This is a genomic window from Spirillospora sp. NPDC048819 (assembly GCF_040650055.1).
Lineage (GTDB): Bacteria > Actinomycetota > Actinomycetes > Streptosporangiales > Streptosporangiaceae > Spirillospora.
On record NZ_JBEZGN010000025.1, the window covers coordinates 69,309 to 85,692 of the forward strand.

Consider the following 16,384-nt stretch of genomic DNA (forward strand, 5'->3'; position numbering starts at 1 on the left):
GTTCGAGGTCAGGATGCCAGGGCGCTTTCGAGCGAGTCGATCAGCCAGGTGTTGACCGCGCCGGAGGTCACCGGCTCGCCCGTGACCTCGCCGTACAGGTCCCAGTAGCGGCGGAGCCGCGGGTCCTGCTCCATGGTGATGGCGGGCAGGAGCGCGCGCCGGAACCGGGGCGTGTCGCGCTCGGCCCGTCCTCGCGCGTGGGCCCCCACGAAATGGTCCAGGACGGGGCCGGGCCCCGGTTCGCGTCCCCCGGTCACCAGCGGCGCGGCCATCTCGATCGCCTCGCCGAGTCCCGCGATCAGCGTCGGCTCGTCCACCACCCGCTCCGCGTTCACCCGGCCCCGCTCGCGCACCTCCCGGACGAGGGACCGGTCACCCGCCAGCACGACCATCCCGGCGTAGGCGACGACCTGCTCCGGCGCCGGGTCCGGGGGCGGCTCCGGCACGCTCGCCTCCAGGAACCCCCGGACCGCCTCGGCGGGCATGGGGACGAGGATGCGGCGTCGCCAGAACTCCATGAGCACGTCCCGCGCGGCCAGGCGACCGTCCTGCACCGCCGCGAGCAGGTCCAGACGGGCCGCCCGCTCCCCCGGGCCCGCGTCCTCGACGGCGCGAAGGGAGGCGCGACGCCAGGCGAGTGCGGACAGTTCGGCGTCCACCGCACGCCGTTCGGTGGCGACGGCCTCCCCCAGCGAGCGGTCGCCGGTGAGGACGGCCACGATGGCGGGCAGGCCGAGCCCGAGAGCACGCAGCCGCCGGACGAGGCGGAGCCGGTCGACGTCCGCCGCTTCGAACCGCCGGTGCCCGCCCCCGCTGCGCCGCGGTTCGAGAATGCCCTCGTCGCAGTAGAAACGGATCGTGCGTACGGGCACGCCCGTCAGCGCCGCCAGATCACCGATCCCCATTGTCATGTCGTCCGTCACACCGACTTGAACCTCCACCGGACTGGAGTTCCTACGTTAGGGGCCCACACGCCGGACCGGGAGAAACCGGAACGGGAGAGACGAGGACGAGGATATGGACGCACTTGAGGATATGGACGCACTTGACGCCGCGCGCATGTCGCAGGGGCTGCGCGAGCACTCTGCCGGCTTGACTGACTCTGCCGGCTTGACCGACTCTGCATGCTCGACCGACTCTGCCGGATCGGCCGACTCCGCCGGGCGGCCGGGCCCGTCCACGCGTGTGCCGACCTGTCCCGAGTGGACGCTGCAGGACCTGGTCGGGCACGTCGGGGGCGCGCACCGGTGGGTCACCCACCTGATCCGGACCGGCGGCACCGACGCCGCGAAGGCGCTGCCCGGCACAGTCCCGGACGACCCGCGGGCATGGCACGGCTGGCTGCGCGACGGCGTGGAGGACCTGATCGCGGCCTACGAGGCGAACCCGGACGGGACGGTCGAGCATCCCCTGCTCGGGACATGGCCGACCGTCAGATGGCTGCGGCGGATGACACACGAGACATCCATCCATCACGCCGACGCGGCGTTCACGGCGGGAAGGCCGTTCGCATTGGCGGACGACCTCGCCGCCGACGGGATAAGCGAATGCCTGGAGCTGCTGTCGAACGTGTCCGCGGTGGAGCACAAGCCAGGGCTCGCCGAGTTGCGGGGGCGCGGGGAGACAGTGTTCCTGCGTCCGGCACGTCTGCGTCCGGCACGTCTGCGTCCGGCGGAACGGTCTTCAGCCGGCTGGCTGATCACCCGCACGCCCGAAGGCCCCGTCTGGGAACGCGAAGACGGGTGCGGAGGCGGTGGCGCCGCCGCGGACGTGACCGTCGCCGGGCCCGTCCGCGATCTGCTGCTGGTGCTCGCCCGCCGACTCACCCCGGACGACGCGCACGAGGTGAAGGTGACCGGTGACCGCTCGCTTCTGGACCACTGGCTCACTCACACGGCGGTCTGACCCCCAGCGGCGCGGCCGCCGCAGGCGCACGTTGGCTCGGGTTCAGGTGGCGTCGGATGCAGGTGGCGTCGGATGCAGGTGGGGTCGGATGCAGGTGGGCGCAGGTCAGGCGTGGGCGTCCGTCGAGGCGTCGGCGCCGGCGTCCTGGTGGGCGTCGTCGGGGGTGCGGACGGCCTGGATCTCCAGGGCTATCGTGACCTCGTCGCCTAGCATGACCTTGTCGCCCTGGAACGGGATGTTGAACTCGATGCCGAAATCGCTCCGGCTGATGGACGCGGTCGCGGTGAATCCGGCGCGGGTGCCGCCCCACGGGTCGGCGCCGACGCCGTGGAACTCCGTGAGCAGCCGGACGGGGCGGGTGACGTCCTTGATCGTCAGATCGCCGTCGAGGTGGTAGCGGGGGCTGCGGGCGCGGCGGCCGATCTTGGCACGTTCCACGCCGGTTCCGGTGAACGTCATGACCGGGTGCTCGTCCACGGCCAGGATCTCGGACGAGCGGACGTGCTCGTCCCGTTCGGCGTTGCGGGTGTCGATCGAGGCCATCCGGATCTCGGCGCGGGCGCGGGAGTCGTGCGGATCGTCTCCGATGACGACCTCGCCCCCGAAGTCGGGGAACGAGCCGCGCACCGTGGTCATCAGATGCCGGATCGTGAAGGTGATCTCGGAGTGGACCGGGTCGATGGTCCAGCGGCCGGCTTCGAGATCGGGCACCTCGGGCCCCATGCATATCCCCCCAAAAATCGACAACCAGGAAAAACTACCTCAAATCCCCCCTGGTCTGATCGGCCGCCTCGGGGGAATGCTGGTCCCATGATCGGAGCGCGGGTCACATGATCGGGGATCACGTCCTGGCGGGATTCGTCAACGACGGCGGCGGCAGGGAGGCGGTCGACCTGGCCTCGGCGATCGTCGCGCTGACCGGCGGGCGGCTGAGCGTGGCGACCGTCCATCCCCCGGATCTCCCGGCGGCGGCCGGTGAGGCCCGCGCGCTGCTGGACCAGGTGCCCGACCTGCTGGACGGCCGGCCCGCCGACCTCCTCATCCAGGAGGGACGCAGCGTCGCCCGCGGGCTCACCGTCCTCGCCAGCCGGATCGGCGCCGACCTGATCGTCGTCGGCTCCCCCGAGGGCGGCGCGCGCGGCCGCATCGGCGTCGGCGCCGCCGCCGACCATCTGCTGCACTCGGCGACCGAGGCCGTGATGCTCACCCCGGCCGGCTACAACCCGCCCGAGGACCTCGGCCGCATCACGGTCATGTACGTCCGGCGGCCGCAGTGCGACGACGCGGTCATCCGCGCGGCGCAGGCCGCCGAGCGCCTGGACGTCCCCCTGCGCCTGGTCACGCTGGCCGTCGGCGACGTCGGCGGGGACGACGGCGTCGAGCGGCTCCGCGACGATCTGGCCCTCGCCATCCGCCTCGCCCTCGACTCCGCCGACCTGCCCCCCGAGGACGTCTCCGCGGAGCTCGCCGAAGGCGACGACGTCGCCGACGCCCTGGACGACGTCGACTGGCCCGAGGACGAGATCCTCGTCTGCGCGTCCAGCGAGGACGCCGCCGCCCACCGCGTCTTCCTGGGCGAAGTCGCCCTCAAGGTTCTGCGGGCCGCGTCGTGCCCCGTGACCGTCCTGCCCAGGGGCTACTTCTGAGTAGCCCGATTTGACCGGTTCCACGGAACGGGTTGCCGCCCACGGTTTACCTCGGCTACATTCCGTCGAGATCAGAACGTGACCTTGGAACGTGCCCTTGCGGCACGGGCACGGTCCGTCCCCCCGGTCGGGCATCCCCTGCCCGAACGAGCGAGGCGGCAGGGAGCGCAATGGACCCGATCGGCAAGAAACTGCTCGACATCGCCGAGAACGAACTCGGATACACCGAGAAGGGCGACGGCTACACCAAATTCGGCAACTGGTGGACCGAGAACGTCGACGGCGACCACGGCGACTACTTCAAGACGGCCCCCTGGTGCGACATGTTCCTCGCCTGGGCCGCCGACAAGGCCGACGTCACCGAGCAGGTCGGGCAGTTCGCCGCCACCGTCGACCACGCCAAGTGGTTCGAGAAGCACGACGCCTGGGGCAGCGAACCCGAACCCGGCGCGATCGTCTTCTACGACTGGAACGGCTCCAAGGACCTCGACCAGATCGATCACGTCGGCATCGTCGAGAAGGTCGACGGGCGCACCCTCCACACCATCGAGGGCAACGCCGACGGCTACAAGCTCATGCGCAAGACCCGCGACATGGACAGCGTCGTGGGCTTCGGCTACCCGTCCAAGGTCAAGGTCGAGGCCAAGTACACCCCGAAACACGCGGCCCCCGCCACGACCGTCGACAAGGTCGGCACCCGCACCACCTCGACCAACACCCACGAGCAGGAACACGCCGCCCCCGAGCAGCTCCCCTCCCAGGAGGTCGTCCTGGGCGGCATCCTCGCCTTCATCCTGTGCGGCAGCGTCGCCCTCGCCGCCGGCCGCGCCGCCGCCGCCAAGACCCCCACCACACCGCCCATCCGCGTCCGCAAGCGCGGTAAGCACCACCGTCCGTCCGCCCCCGTCGCCCTGCCCGCCGACATCACCCCCGCCGACCTGGAGTCCGCGGACGCCGGCACCGCCGTCATGCCCGCCCTCTCCCTGGCGGCCGCCCACGAGGCCGAGGACCGCGAGTTCTGGGGCCGCATCGCCCACCTCGAAGAGGACGGCGAACTCGCCTTCTGGAACTCCCTGCACGACGAAGTCAGCGAGACCACACCCGCCCTGTACGCAAGCACCCCGGGATTCCGCTAGAGTTGTCCATGCAAGCCCGGAGGGCGACCTCCGGTCGGCACGCGGACGTGGCTCAGCTGGTAGAGCATCACCTTGCCAAGGTGAGGGTCGCGGGTTCGAATCCCGTCGTCCGCTCTGAGAGGCCCCCGGTCAGGCCTCGCTCTGGTGGAGTGGCCGAGAGGCGAGGCAACGGCCTGCAAAGCCGTGTACACGGGTTCAAATCCCGTCTCCACCTCGCAGCGCACAAGGGCGATTAGCTCAGTGGGAGAGCGCTACCTTGACACGGTAGAGGCCACTGGTTCAATCCCAGTATCGCCCACCGCACAAGCCCAGGTCAGGCCATGGACGCCGACCTGGGCGTCGTCGTTTTGACCCAGTTGGGCACGAAACCGGGAGCACGCCGCTCCCGCCTCCTCGCCCTTCGGCGGCCGCGCGAGCGGCCGGCTCGCCCAGGGCGGTCCGCCGGGTTCGGTGAAGTACTTCCCGTCGGGATTCGGCCGGCGGAGTCACGGAAGAGACCGTGATCATCCCGTCCACCCGACACCGGTGGCAACGCCGCCAGCTCACCGGGTCGGGAGAACCGCTCCCCCACGATGAGAAGCCCAGCCCGGAAGCCTGGTCGAGCCTGTTCCCATGTTCCGCGTGACCTGAAGGCGATGGGACGTCCCACGCGCGGCGCCGCGACGCCGGACCGCTGACCTTTCCGATCCCGCGCCCCGGATTGTTGAAGCAAGGGAGACATTTCTCAGCTTTGACGTTATCTTGGCGTGAATCTATCAGGCGATCCTGATATGGACTCATTCTCAGATGAGGGCGACGGACGGGAAGGGAAGGGTGCAGGTGGGCAGAAACGTAGGAGTCGGGCCTGCTCTGAGCGATCCGGCCAGGCGACGTTTCATGGGGTACTCCGGGATCGGGGCGCTGGCACTGGCGTTCGGGCCGTTGCAGGCGGAGCCGTCGACCCTGACCCGCGAGGTGTCCCGGTTCAAGGACGATCCGTTCAGCCTCGGCATCGCGTCCGGCGATCCGTTGCCCGACTCGGTCGTGCTGTGGACGCGGCTGGCACCGGAACCGCTGGCATCGCTCGGCGGGATGGAGCCGCACCGCGTCCCCGTCCGCTGGCAGGTCGCCGAGGACGCGAAGTTCCGCAGCGTCGTCCGGCAGGGGACGGCGACCGCAAGGCCGGAGTACGCGCACTCGGTGCACGTCGACGTGCGCGGCCTGCGGCCCGGACGGGAATACTTCTACCGGTTCCAGGCGGGCAACGAGATCTCACCGACCGGACGGACCAAGACCGCCCCCGCACCCGGGGCAACGGCGAGCGCGTTCACCTTCGGGATGGTGTCGTGCCAGGCATGGTTCGACGGTTACTACACCGCGTACGGCCACCTGGCCGAGGAGGACCTCGACCTGGTCGTTCATCTCGGCGACTACCTGTACGAATACGGCGTGCAGACCAATGGCGGCAGGCCGGACACGCCGGTGCCGGACAAGTTCCACACCCCCACCGTTCACCTGTCCGAATATCGCGACCGGTACGCGCTCTACAAACTCGACCCGGAGCTGCAGGCCGCGCACGCCATGGCACCGTGGCTCGTCACCTGGGACGACCACGAGGTCGTCGACAACTACGCCGCCCTCGCCCATCCGTCGGCGCCGCCGGAGGACTTCCTCGTCCGCCGCGCCAACGCGTACCGGGCATACTGGGAGCACATGCCGCTGCGGGCACTGGAGCCGGTCGGTCAGAACATGTCGCTGTACCGCCGGTTCACCTTCGGCCGGCTGCTGGAGTTCAGCGTCCTGGACACCCGCCAGTACCGCAGCGACCAAGCGTGCGGCGACGGCCTGGAGACCGACTGCGACCAGCGGCTGGACCCGTCCCGGACGATGCTCGGCGACGCCCAGGAGGCGTGGCTGCTGGACGGCCTCGGACGCTCGCAGGCGAAGTGGAACGTTCTGGCGCAGCAGATCATGGTGTCGCAGGTCGACTTCAACACCGATCCCGGGCAGGCGTTCGGGATGGACCTGTGGGACGGGTACAAGCCCTCCCGGGACCGGCTGCTGAACGGGATCGTCGAGCGAAAGGTGCGCAACCCGATCGTGCTGTCGGGCGACTTCCACCGCAGCATGGCCGCGAACGTCAAGCAGGACTTCGACGACCCCGCGTCCCCCACGATCGCGACGGAGTTCCTCGGTTCGTCCATCTCGTCCGGCAGGGACGGGGCGGACATGGACGAGTACGGTTCGCAGTTCCTCGCGGCCGATGACCACATCCGCTTCTACAACGGGCAGCGCGGATATATGACGTTCAACGTCACGCCCAGCACCTGGAACGCGTCCTACCGTGTCGTGCCGTACGTCCGGGAACGCGGCGCGCCCGTGTTCACCCGCGCGAGCTTCACCGTCGAGGACGGCAGGCCCGGTCTGCAGGCCGACTCCCAGAGCGCGGCACGCGGCAGGAGCTACCTGTCCGCCGGCGAGGTCGACCCTCCCGAGCCATTGAAGGGGGACCGCAAATGAGCGTTCGCAAGATCATCGCAGTGCTGGCGGTGTCGCTCACGGCGGTCGCCGGTGTCGCCCTGTACGCCGGCGCGGCCTCCGCCGCCAGGCAGGGACACGGGTCGGTCACGATGACGGTGCAGTCCCGGTCGCTGGACGTGCTCGCCGCCCCGTGCGGAGGCAGGCCGCTGGTGGTCGACCTCGCCAACTCCGGCTCCGAGGGCGCGTACGTCGACGTGTTCATCACGCCGGAGCGCCCACTCGTCACCTCACATGATGTCATCTCGACCTACGTGCCGCCGAACGACAACGTCGTCCTCCGAGCGCAGATCTCTGCGCCGCTCGGTTCCGCCGGAGGGACACACGACGTGTCGCTGCGGCTGGGGCCGCGCGGGCATCGGCAGCAGACGGCCGTCACGGTCACGCCGAAGCCGTCCGGGCCGGGCGCCAACCTCGCCCTCGGCGGTCCCGTCAGTGCCTCGTCCACGCACGGCAACTTCCACGCCTGCGGCGGCGTGGACGGCAACACCGACTCCGAGGACTGGTCCACGCGGACAGGCTGGAACGACGGCACGCGCGCGGTGTTCCCGGACACCTACACGGTCGAGTTCGGCGGCCCGCAGCCGATCAACCGGATCGTCCTGTACACGCTGGACTCCGCGCGCTACCCCGCTGCCCGCTACGGCCTGCGCGACTTCGACGTTCAGGTGCTCGGCAGCGGCGACGAGTGGACGACGGTGTCGAGCGTCCGCGGCAACATCACGGGGCGGCTGGAGATTTCGCCTGATCCGGTGGTCTCCACCACGTCCGTACGCATCGTCGCGCTCGCGTCCAACAGCGGCGACTACTCCCGGATCGTCGAACTGGAGGTGTACCAGGACTCGTAATCGCCGCCCTTCGCCGACGTGAGGCCGCCGCACGGCCTGGCGATGACCGGTCCGGAGCCCCCGCTTCAGCACCGCCGAGCTCACCTGGCCGACGAGGCACCGGCGATGCGCGACCTGATGCCGCCGGCCGCCGAGAGCCGCACGGTCGGCGGCTCGAACGAACGCTTCGACGGCGCCGTCGGCCACTGACGCCATCGAGCCGCTGACGAGCGGATCGCGGACGAGGACACCGCTGATGAGGGTGAAGGACCCGTTCCCGGCCACCCGTGCGCTGCCTTGCACGGGACGGTGCCGGCGGCGCTCGCCACGGCATCTTCACGACGGGGCTTCGTGAACCGTTCACCCGGTCGGTAGCAGACCATCCCGGCGACCGAGACGTGCCCGCCGTGGCCGCCGCCGTGGCCGCCGCCGTGCACCCTCACCGTGCACCCTCCACCTGCGGCCGGTGTCCCCGCCGGCTCCAGGTGCGTCCTATGGGCGGCCTGAGCCCCCGACCGGTCTGAACCGCCCCGGGCGCGTTGACGTGCGGCTGCCGGAGAGGTTGGGCAATCTCGGTCCGGTGACGGCGTCGCCGGTGCCGCCGCGCCGCTTGCATGTCCCGCTCGACCGCAGCACGCTGACCACCCACGTCGCCGCTCCGCGCGGCCCCGGCCCCGCCGCATCCTGCGCCGGGCCTCGGGGGCGGCGAGTTTCCACGGAGGAACGCCGATGAGCCATCGCATCATGCCGAACGCCGAGGTCGACCCGTCCGCGGAACTCGGGGCCGGGACCACCGTGTGGGGCCTCGCCCAGATCCGCGAGGGCGCGCGGCTCGGCGCGGGCTGCATCGTAGGGCGCGGCGCGTACGTGGGCACGGGCGTGCGGATCGGCGACAACGTCAAGCTCCAGAACCACGCGCTCGTCTACGAGCCGGCCGTGCTTGAGGACGGCGTGTTCGTCGGGCCCGCGGTCGTCCTCACCAACGATCGCGCGCCCCGCTCGGTGACCCCGGACGGGACGCTGAAGCGGACCGCCGACTGGGAGGCCGTCGGGGTGCACGTCGCCGAGGGCGCCTCGCTCGGCGCGCGCAGCGTGTGCGTCGCGCCGGTGCGGATCGGGCGCTGGGCGATGGTCGCGGCCGGGGCGGTCGTGACCCGCGACGTTCCCGACTTCGGCCTGGTCGCGGGCGTTCCCGCCCGGCGGATCGGCTGGGTCGGCCGTGCCGGGGCCCGGCTGGCCGAGCGGCCGGGCGAGCCGGGCGCGTGGGAGTGCCCGGAGACCGGCGAGCGCTACGTCGAGTCGCCTGCCGCCGACGGCTCCGGAGCGACCGTCGTGGAGGCGAAGGGCTGAGCCGGTCAGGGCTCGGCGTCGAGGCTCTTGGTCTGCCGCGTCGTCACGATGAGGCCGGGGTTCCGGCGGGCCAGCCAACGGGCGAACGGCACCGACGTCCGGTCCATCACGATGACCCGGGCGAGCCCGGCCGGGTCGATGTCGCGCAGGACGCGCCGCCGGGCGATACGGGCCAGCAGGAGCGGCCGGACGTGCCGGTAGAACGGCACGAAGAGCCGCCGGTGGACGTGGCGCGAGGCCGTGATCCGCGCACGGTCCAGCCGCGCGCCCCGACGGCCGCGCCGCGCGACCGGCAGCACGACGATCCGCGGCAACCTGACGACCAGCGTGTGCTCCAGCCAGGGCAGCGGATGCCCGGCCTCGGCGCGGTCGAGCCGGTGCAGGCGCACCCGTTCGTCCAGCTCGTCCCAGCCGTCCGATCCGGCGGTCAGCAACTCGACCCGCGCCCCCTCCTCGGCCGCGAAATGACCGGCCAGCCCGATGATCCGCCCGTACTGGCGGATGGGCTTCACGTTCGGCTTGGGGTCCATGGTCAGCCCGGGGTCCATTGCCACGATCAGCACCCGCGGGGCCTGCGCACCGTTCACGTCGCCTCCGAGCATGATCAACCGCCTGCGGGGCGCCCGCGGGCGGCCAGTTCGGTCAGCCGCCGCACCAGCGGCTCCAGCGTGCGGTTCCGTTCGAAGCGGTCCGCGTAGGCGCGGGCCTCCTCCACCTGCCGCTCGGCCAGGCCGGCCGCCGCCTTCGCGGCCTCGACCATCGAGACGGCGATGTCCGCCGGTTCGAGCCCGCCCGGGTTGAACCACAGCGGGTAGCCCCGCAGCAGCTCCTCGGCCGCCGACCCGGGCGCGTGGACGGACACGATGGGCCGTCCCGCCGCCATGTACTCGAAGATCTTCCCGGACGTGACGTAGCGGCCGCCGCCGTTCAGGAACACCAGGACGTCCGAGTCGCGGTAGACGTCGACAAGATCGGTCTTCGACACCGGCCCGCGATAGCGCACCCCAGGGGCGAGCACCCGCCCATCGCCGTCCCCGTCCCCGGTTCCGGCGGCGGTTCCGGCGGCGGTTCCGGCGAATCGCCGCCGGAGCACGGTCTCGGCGCCCTTGAAGAACCCGAAGTATCCGTAGAAGTCGAGTTCTGCACGCTCCATGTCGGCATGCTCGCGGGCACGGGAAAACCCCTCGACCAGTTCCTCGATGGGCTGCTTGTCGGTGATCGTGCCGACGTAGGAGAACCGGGGCGCGTGCTCGCCCGTCTCCGCTCGTGCGGCCGGCGGCGGCTCGGTGGTCTCGGGGAGGGTGTCGGCGTCCCACCCGTTCAGGACCGTCATCATGCGGCCGGCCGCCCGCGGGTAGCGATCGGCGTGCCAGGACCGCTGACCGTCGTTGACGAACAGCGTGCTGGCCGCGGACTCCACCACCCGGCGCTCCCAGCGCCAGGCGGGATGCCCGTCCTCGTACCTCGGCTCCTCGCTGAACTGGTCGAGAGTCCAGGAGTCCCGGTAGTCGAGGACGTAGGGGGTGCGGGTCAGCTTGTGGATCAGCCACGCGGCGGCGAACGAGGCGAACGGGTTTCCCGTCGCGAGGACCACGTCGAACTTGCGTCGCGCGTGCATCCGCACCGCCCGCCGGACGGCGGCACGCGCCCAGGATGCGTAATGCTCGGGGAAGACGTGGTTCTGTCCCCACGTGTACAGCGACTGGGCGAGCTGCGGGAACGTCCCCCGGAACGCGCTGTACTCGCGCAGGTCCGTCTGCCAGGCGAACCGGTTCAGCTTGGGCCTCACCAGGGTGATCCGCGGATCGATCGTCTCCATCAGCTTGTCGTCGACCGAGCCGAGCGTGCCGTACAGGAACGGCAGCGGCGCCGCGAAGACCGTGACGTCCCAGCCCAGCTCGGCCAGCCGGTTGGCGGCCGCCCGGGGACGGAACACCCCGCTGGCGCGGGACGGCGGAAAGTAGAAGGCGAGGTACAGCAGGTGCGGGCGGCGCTCGATCATCAGGATCATCCTCGGATGTAACCGGCCGGTGGCCGCTCATGGGCAACGGAGGCGATGGAGTAGGCCGGCCGCGCTCCCGCGTCCGCGATCACGTCCACCAGCTCGGACACGGTCACCAGCGACTGCGGGTCCGCGACGACGACGAGGTCGACGGAACGGCCGCGCAACTCGCGGGCGATCACCCGCCGGCGGATCGCGGCGCGGTCGCGCCGGTAGAGGCGGGCCAGCCGGTCGTCGACGGGGCGGGCGATGCGCCTCCGGTATCCGGCGTCGATGCGGTCGCCGACCCCGCGGAGCGGTCCGGGGAGGCACACGCGCAGCAGCAGCCGCGGGATCCGGTACAGCAGGATCCGTACCGCGGCGGGACGGTAGCGGCGTTCTAGCGCGGGCAGCTCGATGGCGTCGACACCGTCCGGGAGCGGCTCCCTCGCCCACGCCGACGCGTTGCGGACGAGCACGGCCGCGTCGCCGCGCTCCGCGACGACCTGCGCGGACTCCCGGATCACCGCGGGCCGGCGGGAGGCGCCGAGGGCCACGAAAAGCACGTTCACGAGCCGTTCCTCCCCGGCTGCGGCCAGGCCGCCGTCCGTACCGGCGTCTGTGCTTGCGTCCGTGCCGGCGTCCGTGCTGATTGCGGCGGCTTCAGGGAACCAGTGGCGGTGGTGGGCTTCGGCTACCACGCGATACCCGAAGCGGCCGTCCAGGACCTCGCGGGCCTTCGCGAGGTCGAGGCCGTCCGGGAAGCGGTCGCGCAGCCGGCGATAACCCGCGACGATCGACTCCGCGTTCTCCTCGACGTCGATCATCTCCCCCGCGGCGTTCTCGATTCCGGCCAGCGTCCGCTCGGGGCCGCCGCAGCGCGTGACGAGCACCGGCAGGCCGGCCGCGACCGCCTCGACGATCGTCACGCCGAAGGTCTCCCACCGGGCCGCGTGCACGAGGAGATCGTGGTCCCGCATGAGCCGCGTGGCCTCGTTCGGGTCGACCGCGCCGAGGAACGACACCGCGCGGTCGACGCCGAGTTCGGCGGCCCGCTCCGCGAGCCGTCCGGCCAGCTCGCCCGGCCCGGCCATGGTGAGTGTCAGCCCGGGGTCCTCGGCGTGGCATTCGGCGAACGCCTCCAGCAGCAGGTCGACGCCCTTGCGTTCGACGAGCGTGCCGACGTACAGCCAGCGGCGCAGCTCGGTGACGGGACGCGGCCGCAGCACGTCGAAGGAGATCGGGTTGGAGATCGTCTCGATCTTGTGGGCGAGTGCCGGGAAGGCTTCGGCGAGCTTGTCCCGCAGCACATCCGTCACCGCGAAGAAGCCGGTGCAGCGGTCCAGGACCTGCTCGTACATATCCCGCGAGTCCGGCTGCGCGAGGACCTTGTCGAGGAAGGAGGCGTGCTCGGTGACGAACACGCGGGCGTCCGGGCGGGCGTTCTCCAGCGCCGTCCATCCCCCGCGCAGCCCCACGTGCGCGTGCACGACCCCCGCCGGGATCGGCGCGCCGCCCAGCGCTTCGCGCAGCCACGACGCGTGTTCCCGCGCGAGTTCCGCGAAGGTGCAGCCCGGGACCGCCGGCACCGGGACGCGCACCAGCCGGGCGCCCGCGACCGCCGGCGCGGCGCGCAGCGCGACCGGCAGGAGCCGCCGGTGCGCCGCGCACGCCGCCGCGTACTCCGGTCCGCGCCGCAGCCACCACGCTTCGGTGTGGTAGACGGTGACCGCGTCGCAGCCCGGCGCCGTCGCCCCGACCATCGCCTGGACGAACGCCCCGGCCCACTCCTGCACCGGGTTGGGATACCAGGGCGCGACGACCGCCACGTCCCTGCCTGCTGCGCGGTTCATCGTCACACCTCGTCATGGGCGCCGATGAGGTCACCGCCGGACGCCGGCGCAGCGGACGCCGGCGAAGAGGCCGTCGCCGAAGGCGACGTCCGAGGGGCGGCGGGCAGCAGCCCGCTGTAGACGCCGTCCAGAACCTCGGCCTGCACCTCCCACGACCACTCGCGCAGCAGGTCGGGCCGGTCGTCGTACACGGCGCGGTAGCGCTGCGGATCGCCCCGCACCGCCTCGACCGCCCGCACGTAGTCGTCGACGTCCTCGGCGTGGAAGACCTCGCCCTGCCCGGTGGCCTTCACCATGCCGCCCATCGCCTGCACGTCGCTGACGACGATCGGCAGCCGTGCGTGCGAGTACTCGAAGAACTTGGTGATCAGCGCGATCTCGTGGTTGGGCCAGTGGTGGATCGGGATGACGCCGATGTCGGCCGCCGCCAGGAAGGGGACGACCTGGTCGAACGGCACGTACGGCAGCATGTGGACCCGGTCGGCGACGTCGAGTTCCACCGCGCGGGCGCGCAGCCCCCGCAGGTACTCGGATCTGGCCGTGGAGACGATCAGGGCGACGTGCAGGCGAGGCAGCCGCGGAAGCGCCTCGATCATGACGTCCAGGCCGCGCTGCACGCAGGCCCTGCCGCTGTAGACGGCGATCTGCGTGTCCGGGCCGACCTCGCACAGCTCCCGCAGGTCCGGTACGGGTTCGGTGTGCCCCGCTTCGCCCCCGGTGAGCGGGGCGTTGAGCACGACAGTCGGCCGGTGCCGCAGGCCGTGGCGCTCGACGAGCCGGTCGGCGAGGACGTCCGAGACGGTCACCACCGCGTCGGCCGCGCCGGCGTACTCGCGCTCGTAGGCGCACATGGCGGGCAGCCAGCCCGGCCGGGCGCCGCCCCACGGCTTGATGCCCGGCAGGAATTCATGGACGTCCCACACGAGCTTCGTCTCCAGCCCCCTGGCGTGCGCCCGCCGCGCGGCGCGCGCCCCCACGCCGAGCATCCGGAAGTCGTTGGCGTGGATGATGTCGGGCTCGAGTTCGTCGATGACGTACCGGTACGCGCTGTCCCAGTCCCACAGGTTGCGGTCGAGAACGCGCCAGGCGCGGTCGCCGAGGAGCGTTTGCCAGAATTTGATCGCGCACCGCTCCACGGGCGAGTGCGGGTCGTTGCGGGCCGCCGTGAGCGACTCCGTCCGGTGCGCGCGCATCGCGACCCAGCGGGCCTGGAGCCTCGCCGCGACCCGCCGCGTCAGCAGCCACGCCCCGCGCACCGGGCCGCCCCGGGGCGTGATCCGGCTCGCGGCGAGGTCGGACCGCCGGGACTGGACGAGCCGGCGCCGGTAGTTCGCCACGCTCGGGTGCGCGTACGCGAGCGGACGGCGCAGCGTGGCGCGCACGACGCTGTGCCTGTTCCGGCGGAGCGTGTGCCGCAGCGGGACGAGCCGCACACGAGCACCGCCCAGCGTCCAGGAGCGGCCCCTCCTGGCCAGGACGCAGCCGAGGAGGTGCACTTCCCAGCCGGCGGCGGCGGCGGACGCCGCCGCCTTCTGCACCCGGGAGTCGCACGCGACGTCGTTGTCGACGAGCATGACGATGCGGCCGCGCGAGGCGACGGGGAACGGCTCCTCTTCGGTCGGCTTGTCTTCTCTCAGCATGCGACCCTCCAGTCGTGGTCGGCCGAGACCGCCTGCGTCCCGGACGTGGAATGCGCTGCCGACCACGGCGCTGCGGCCGGCCGGCCCGAGCAGATCGGCGGGGTGCGAGCCCGCTCAGCAGGACGTGCGGGCATCCCCCTCCCCGTCCGGGGCGCCGATGACGACGCGGTTGACGCCTCTCCAGCGGTCCGGGTCGGTGACGCGGCGTCCGTCCACCAGGGCCTTGACGCCGGGGAGGTCGGCGGCGCCGAGGTCGCGGTACGCGGCGTGGTCGGCCTGGACGATCGCGGCGGCGACCGGTTCGCCCCGGTGCGGAGGCAGGCCGAGAGCCTCCAGTTCCTCGGCCGTGTACATCGGGTCGGAGACGTACGGGACGGCTCCCCGCGCGCGCAGCACCTCGACCGTCGGGAAGACGCCGGAGAAGGCCGTCTCCTTGACGCCGCCCCGGTACGCCGCGCCGAGGACCAGCACCGATGCGCCCGTGAGGTCGCCGTAGGCGCCGGTGAGGAGGCCAACCGCGTATTCGGGCATCGCCTCGTTGGCGTCGCGCGCGGCACGGACGATGGTCGCGTCCGGATCGTTCCAGAGGTACATGCGCGGATATACCGGGATGCAGTGACCGCCGACCGCGATGCCGGGCTGGTGGATGTGGCTGTACGGCTGGGTGTTGCACGCCTCGATCACCTTGGTCACGTCCACCCCGATCGCGCCGGCGTGGCGCGCGAACTGGTTGGCGAGGCCGATGTTGACGTCGCGGTAGGTCGTCTCGGCGAGCTTGGCCAGTTCGGCCGCCTCCGCCGAGCCGAGGTCCCACACCCCGTTGGCACGTTCCAGATCCGGACGCTCGTCGAAGTCGAGGACCTGCTCGTAGAACGCCACGCCGCGCCGTGCGGACGCGTCGTCGACACCGCCGACGAGCTTGGGATAGCGGCGCAGGTCGGCGAAGACCCGGCCGGTCAGCACCCGTTCGGGGCTGAACACCAGGTGGAAGCCGTCACCGGGGATCAGCCCCGATCCGTCGGCGAGCATCGGCATCCAGCGGTTCCTGGTGGTGCCGACGGGAAGCGTCGTCTCGTAACTGACGAGCGTCCCGGGGCGCAGCCCCTCGGCGATCGACCGCGTCGCGGCGTCCATCGCGCCGAAGTCGGGGACGCCCGCCGCGTCGACGAACAGCGGCACGACCACGACGACCGCCTCGGACCTCGCGACGGCCGCCGCCGTGTCCGTCGTCGCCGCCAGCCTCCCGTCCGCGACCGCCCCGGCGAGGAGGCGGTCCAGGCCGTCCTCGCCCGGGAACGGCTCGCGGCCCGCATTGACGTCGGCGACGACCCGCTCGTCCACGTCGGCGCCGACCACCCGGTGCCCCCTGCGCGCGAACTGCACCGCCAGCGGAAGACCGATCTTGCCGAGCGCGACCACGCAGATCCGCAGCACTGCTCACCTCCGGAGTTCGGCCCGCGCCGGGCGCGGCGACGCCGTGGCGCGAACGGGACGGGACGGAACGGGATGGAACGGGCACGTCTCGGTCA

At 71.8% G+C, this 16,384-nt stretch carries 14 protein-coding genes and 3 tRNA genes; 10 read left to right on the plus strand and 7 right to left on the minus strand.

The window, feature by feature from the left end:
* Positions 1-8: 8 nt before the first annotated feature.
* Complete coding sequence (locus tag AB0C35_RS28860) at positions 9-941, minus strand: MerR family transcriptional regulator (protein ID WP_358462309.1); 933 nt, start codon at positions 939-941, stop codon at positions 9-11.
* A 169-nt stretch (positions 942-1,110) separates the two neighbouring features.
* On the opposite strand from AB0C35_RS28860, the gene AB0C35_RS28865 reads away from it, so the two are divergent.
* Positions 1,111-1,905: a maleylpyruvate isomerase N-terminal domain-containing protein gene (locus AB0C35_RS28865; protein WP_358462312.1), complete on the plus strand. Its 795-nt coding sequence runs from the start codon at positions 1,111-1,113 to the stop codon at positions 1,903-1,905.
* 105 nt (positions 1,906-2,010) lie between these two features.
* Here the strand turns inward: AB0C35_RS28865 and AB0C35_RS28870 are convergent, their stop codons facing one another.
* Positions 2,011-2,628 (minus strand): YceI family protein, encoded by a 618-nt coding sequence (locus AB0C35_RS28870; RefSeq protein ID WP_358462315.1) that lies wholly within the window; start codon positions 2,626-2,628, stop codon positions 2,011-2,013.
* A gap of 107 nt (positions 2,629-2,735) precedes the next feature.
* On the opposite strand from AB0C35_RS28870, the gene AB0C35_RS28875 reads away from it, so the two are divergent.
* The 9 genes from AB0C35_RS28875 (at position 2,736) to AB0C35_RS28915 (ending at position 9,381) form a co-directional block, all read left to right on the plus strand.
* The gene (locus tag AB0C35_RS28875) at positions 2,736-3,551 is read left to right on the plus strand and encodes a universal stress protein (RefSeq protein ID WP_358462318.1); all 816 of its coding nucleotides are present in this window, start codon (positions 2,736-2,738) and stop codon (positions 3,549-3,551) included.
* 170 nt (positions 3,552-3,721) lie between these two features.
* A complete protein-coding gene (locus AB0C35_RS28880) occupies positions 3,722-4,687 on the plus strand; it encodes a CHAP domain-containing protein (protein ID WP_358462321.1) in 966 nt (321 codons plus the stop codon).
* A gap of 41 nt (positions 4,688-4,728) precedes the next feature.
* A tRNA-Gly gene (locus AB0C35_RS28885) sits at positions 4,729-4,801 on the plus strand.
* Between the two features lie 29 nt (positions 4,802-4,830).
* Positions 4,831-4,901, plus strand: a tRNA-Cys gene (locus AB0C35_RS28890).
* 12 nt (positions 4,902-4,913) lie between these two features.
* Positions 4,914-4,985, plus strand: a tRNA-Val gene (locus AB0C35_RS28895).
* Positions 4,986-5,563: 578 nt separating this feature from the next.
* Positions 5,564-7,186 (plus strand): alkaline phosphatase D family protein, encoded by a 1,623-nt coding sequence (locus tag AB0C35_RS28900; RefSeq protein ID WP_358462324.1) that lies wholly within the window; start codon positions 5,564-5,566, stop codon positions 7,184-7,186.
* The gene (locus AB0C35_RS28905) at positions 7,183-8,052 is read left to right on the plus strand and encodes a discoidin domain-containing protein (protein WP_358462327.1); all 870 of its coding nucleotides are present in this window, start codon (positions 7,183-7,185) and stop codon (positions 8,050-8,052) included. Before AB0C35_RS28900 ends, AB0C35_RS28905 begins: the two co-directional genes overlap by 4 nt.
* A gap of 42 nt (positions 8,053-8,094) precedes the next feature.
* Positions 8,095-8,241 (plus strand): hypothetical protein, encoded by a 147-nt coding sequence (locus AB0C35_RS28910; RefSeq protein ID WP_358462330.1) that lies wholly within the window; start codon positions 8,095-8,097, stop codon positions 8,239-8,241.
* A gap of 519 nt (positions 8,242-8,760) precedes the next feature.
* Complete coding sequence (locus tag AB0C35_RS28915) at positions 8,761-9,381, plus strand: DapH/DapD/GlmU-related protein (RefSeq protein ID WP_358462333.1); 621 nt, start codon at positions 8,761-8,763, stop codon at positions 9,379-9,381.
* A 5-nt stretch (positions 9,382-9,386) separates the two neighbouring features.
* Here the strand turns inward: AB0C35_RS28915 and AB0C35_RS28920 are convergent, their stop codons facing one another.
* From AB0C35_RS28920 to AB0C35_RS28940, 5 genes are all read right to left on the minus strand, one after another.
* The gene (locus tag AB0C35_RS28920; RefSeq protein WP_358462336.1) at positions 9,387-9,968 is read right to left on the minus strand and encodes a hypothetical protein; all 582 of its coding nucleotides are present in this window, start codon (positions 9,966-9,968) and stop codon (positions 9,387-9,389) included.
* Between the two features lie 17 nt (positions 9,969-9,985).
* Positions 9,986-11,383, minus strand: a complete 1,398-nt coding sequence (locus AB0C35_RS28925; protein WP_358462339.1) for a glycosyltransferase — start codon at positions 11,381-11,383, stop codon at positions 9,986-9,988.
* Between the two features lie 5 nt (positions 11,384-11,388).
* Complete coding sequence (locus AB0C35_RS28930) at positions 11,389-13,215, minus strand: glycosyltransferase (RefSeq protein ID WP_358462342.1); 1,827 nt, start codon at positions 13,213-13,215, stop codon at positions 11,389-11,391.
* A gap of 2 nt (positions 13,216-13,217) precedes the next feature.
* Entirely contained in the window at positions 13,218-14,855 is a 1,638-nt protein-coding gene (locus tag AB0C35_RS28935; RefSeq protein ID WP_358462345.1) for a glycosyltransferase family 4 protein, read from the minus strand.
* Positions 14,856-14,969: 114 nt separating this feature from the next.
* Complete coding sequence (locus AB0C35_RS28940; RefSeq protein ID WP_358462348.1) at positions 14,970-16,289, minus strand: nucleotide sugar dehydrogenase; 1,320 nt, start codon at positions 16,287-16,289, stop codon at positions 14,970-14,972.
* Between the last annotated feature and the right edge of the window lie 95 nt (positions 16,290-16,384).

Excerpts from the sequence above, each read along its gene's own strand:
- AB0C35_RS28900 (WP_358462324.1), top strand. The coding sequence starts at position 5,564 with ATGGGGTACTCCGGGATCGGGGCGCTGGCACTGGCGTTCGGGCCGTTG.
- AB0C35_RS28935 (WP_358462345.1), bottom strand. The coding sequence starts at position 14,855 with ATGCTGAGAGAAGACAAGCCGACCGAAGAGGAGCCGTTCCCCGTCGCC.
- AB0C35_RS28930 (WP_358462342.1), bottom strand. The coding sequence starts at position 13,215 with ATGAACCGCGCAGCAGGCAGGGACGTGGCGGTCGTCGCGCCCTGGTAT.
- AB0C35_RS28905 (WP_358462327.1), top strand. The coding sequence starts at position 7,183 with ATGAGCGTTCGCAAGATCATCGCAGTGCTGGCGGTGTCGCTCACGGCG.
- AB0C35_RS28915 (WP_358462333.1), top strand. The coding sequence starts at position 8,761 with ATGAGCCATCGCATCATGCCGAACGCCGAGGTCGACCCGTCCGCGGAA.
- AB0C35_RS28880 (WP_358462321.1), top strand. The coding sequence starts at position 3,722 with ATGGACCCGATCGGCAAGAAACTGCTCGACATCGCCGAGAACGAACTC.
- AB0C35_RS28925 (WP_358462339.1), bottom strand. The coding sequence starts at position 11,383 with ATGATCGAGCGCCGCCCGCACCTGCTGTACCTCGCCTTCTACTTTCCG.
- AB0C35_RS28910 (WP_358462330.1), top strand. The coding sequence starts at position 8,095 with ATGACCGGTCCGGAGCCCCCGCTTCAGCACCGCCGAGCTCACCTGGCC.
- AB0C35_RS28875 (WP_358462318.1), top strand. The coding sequence starts at position 2,736 with ATGATCGGGGATCACGTCCTGGCGGGATTCGTCAACGACGGCGGCGGC.
- AB0C35_RS28870 (WP_358462315.1), bottom strand. The coding sequence starts at position 2,628 with ATGGGGCCCGAGGTGCCCGATCTCGAAGCCGGCCGCTGGACCATCGAC.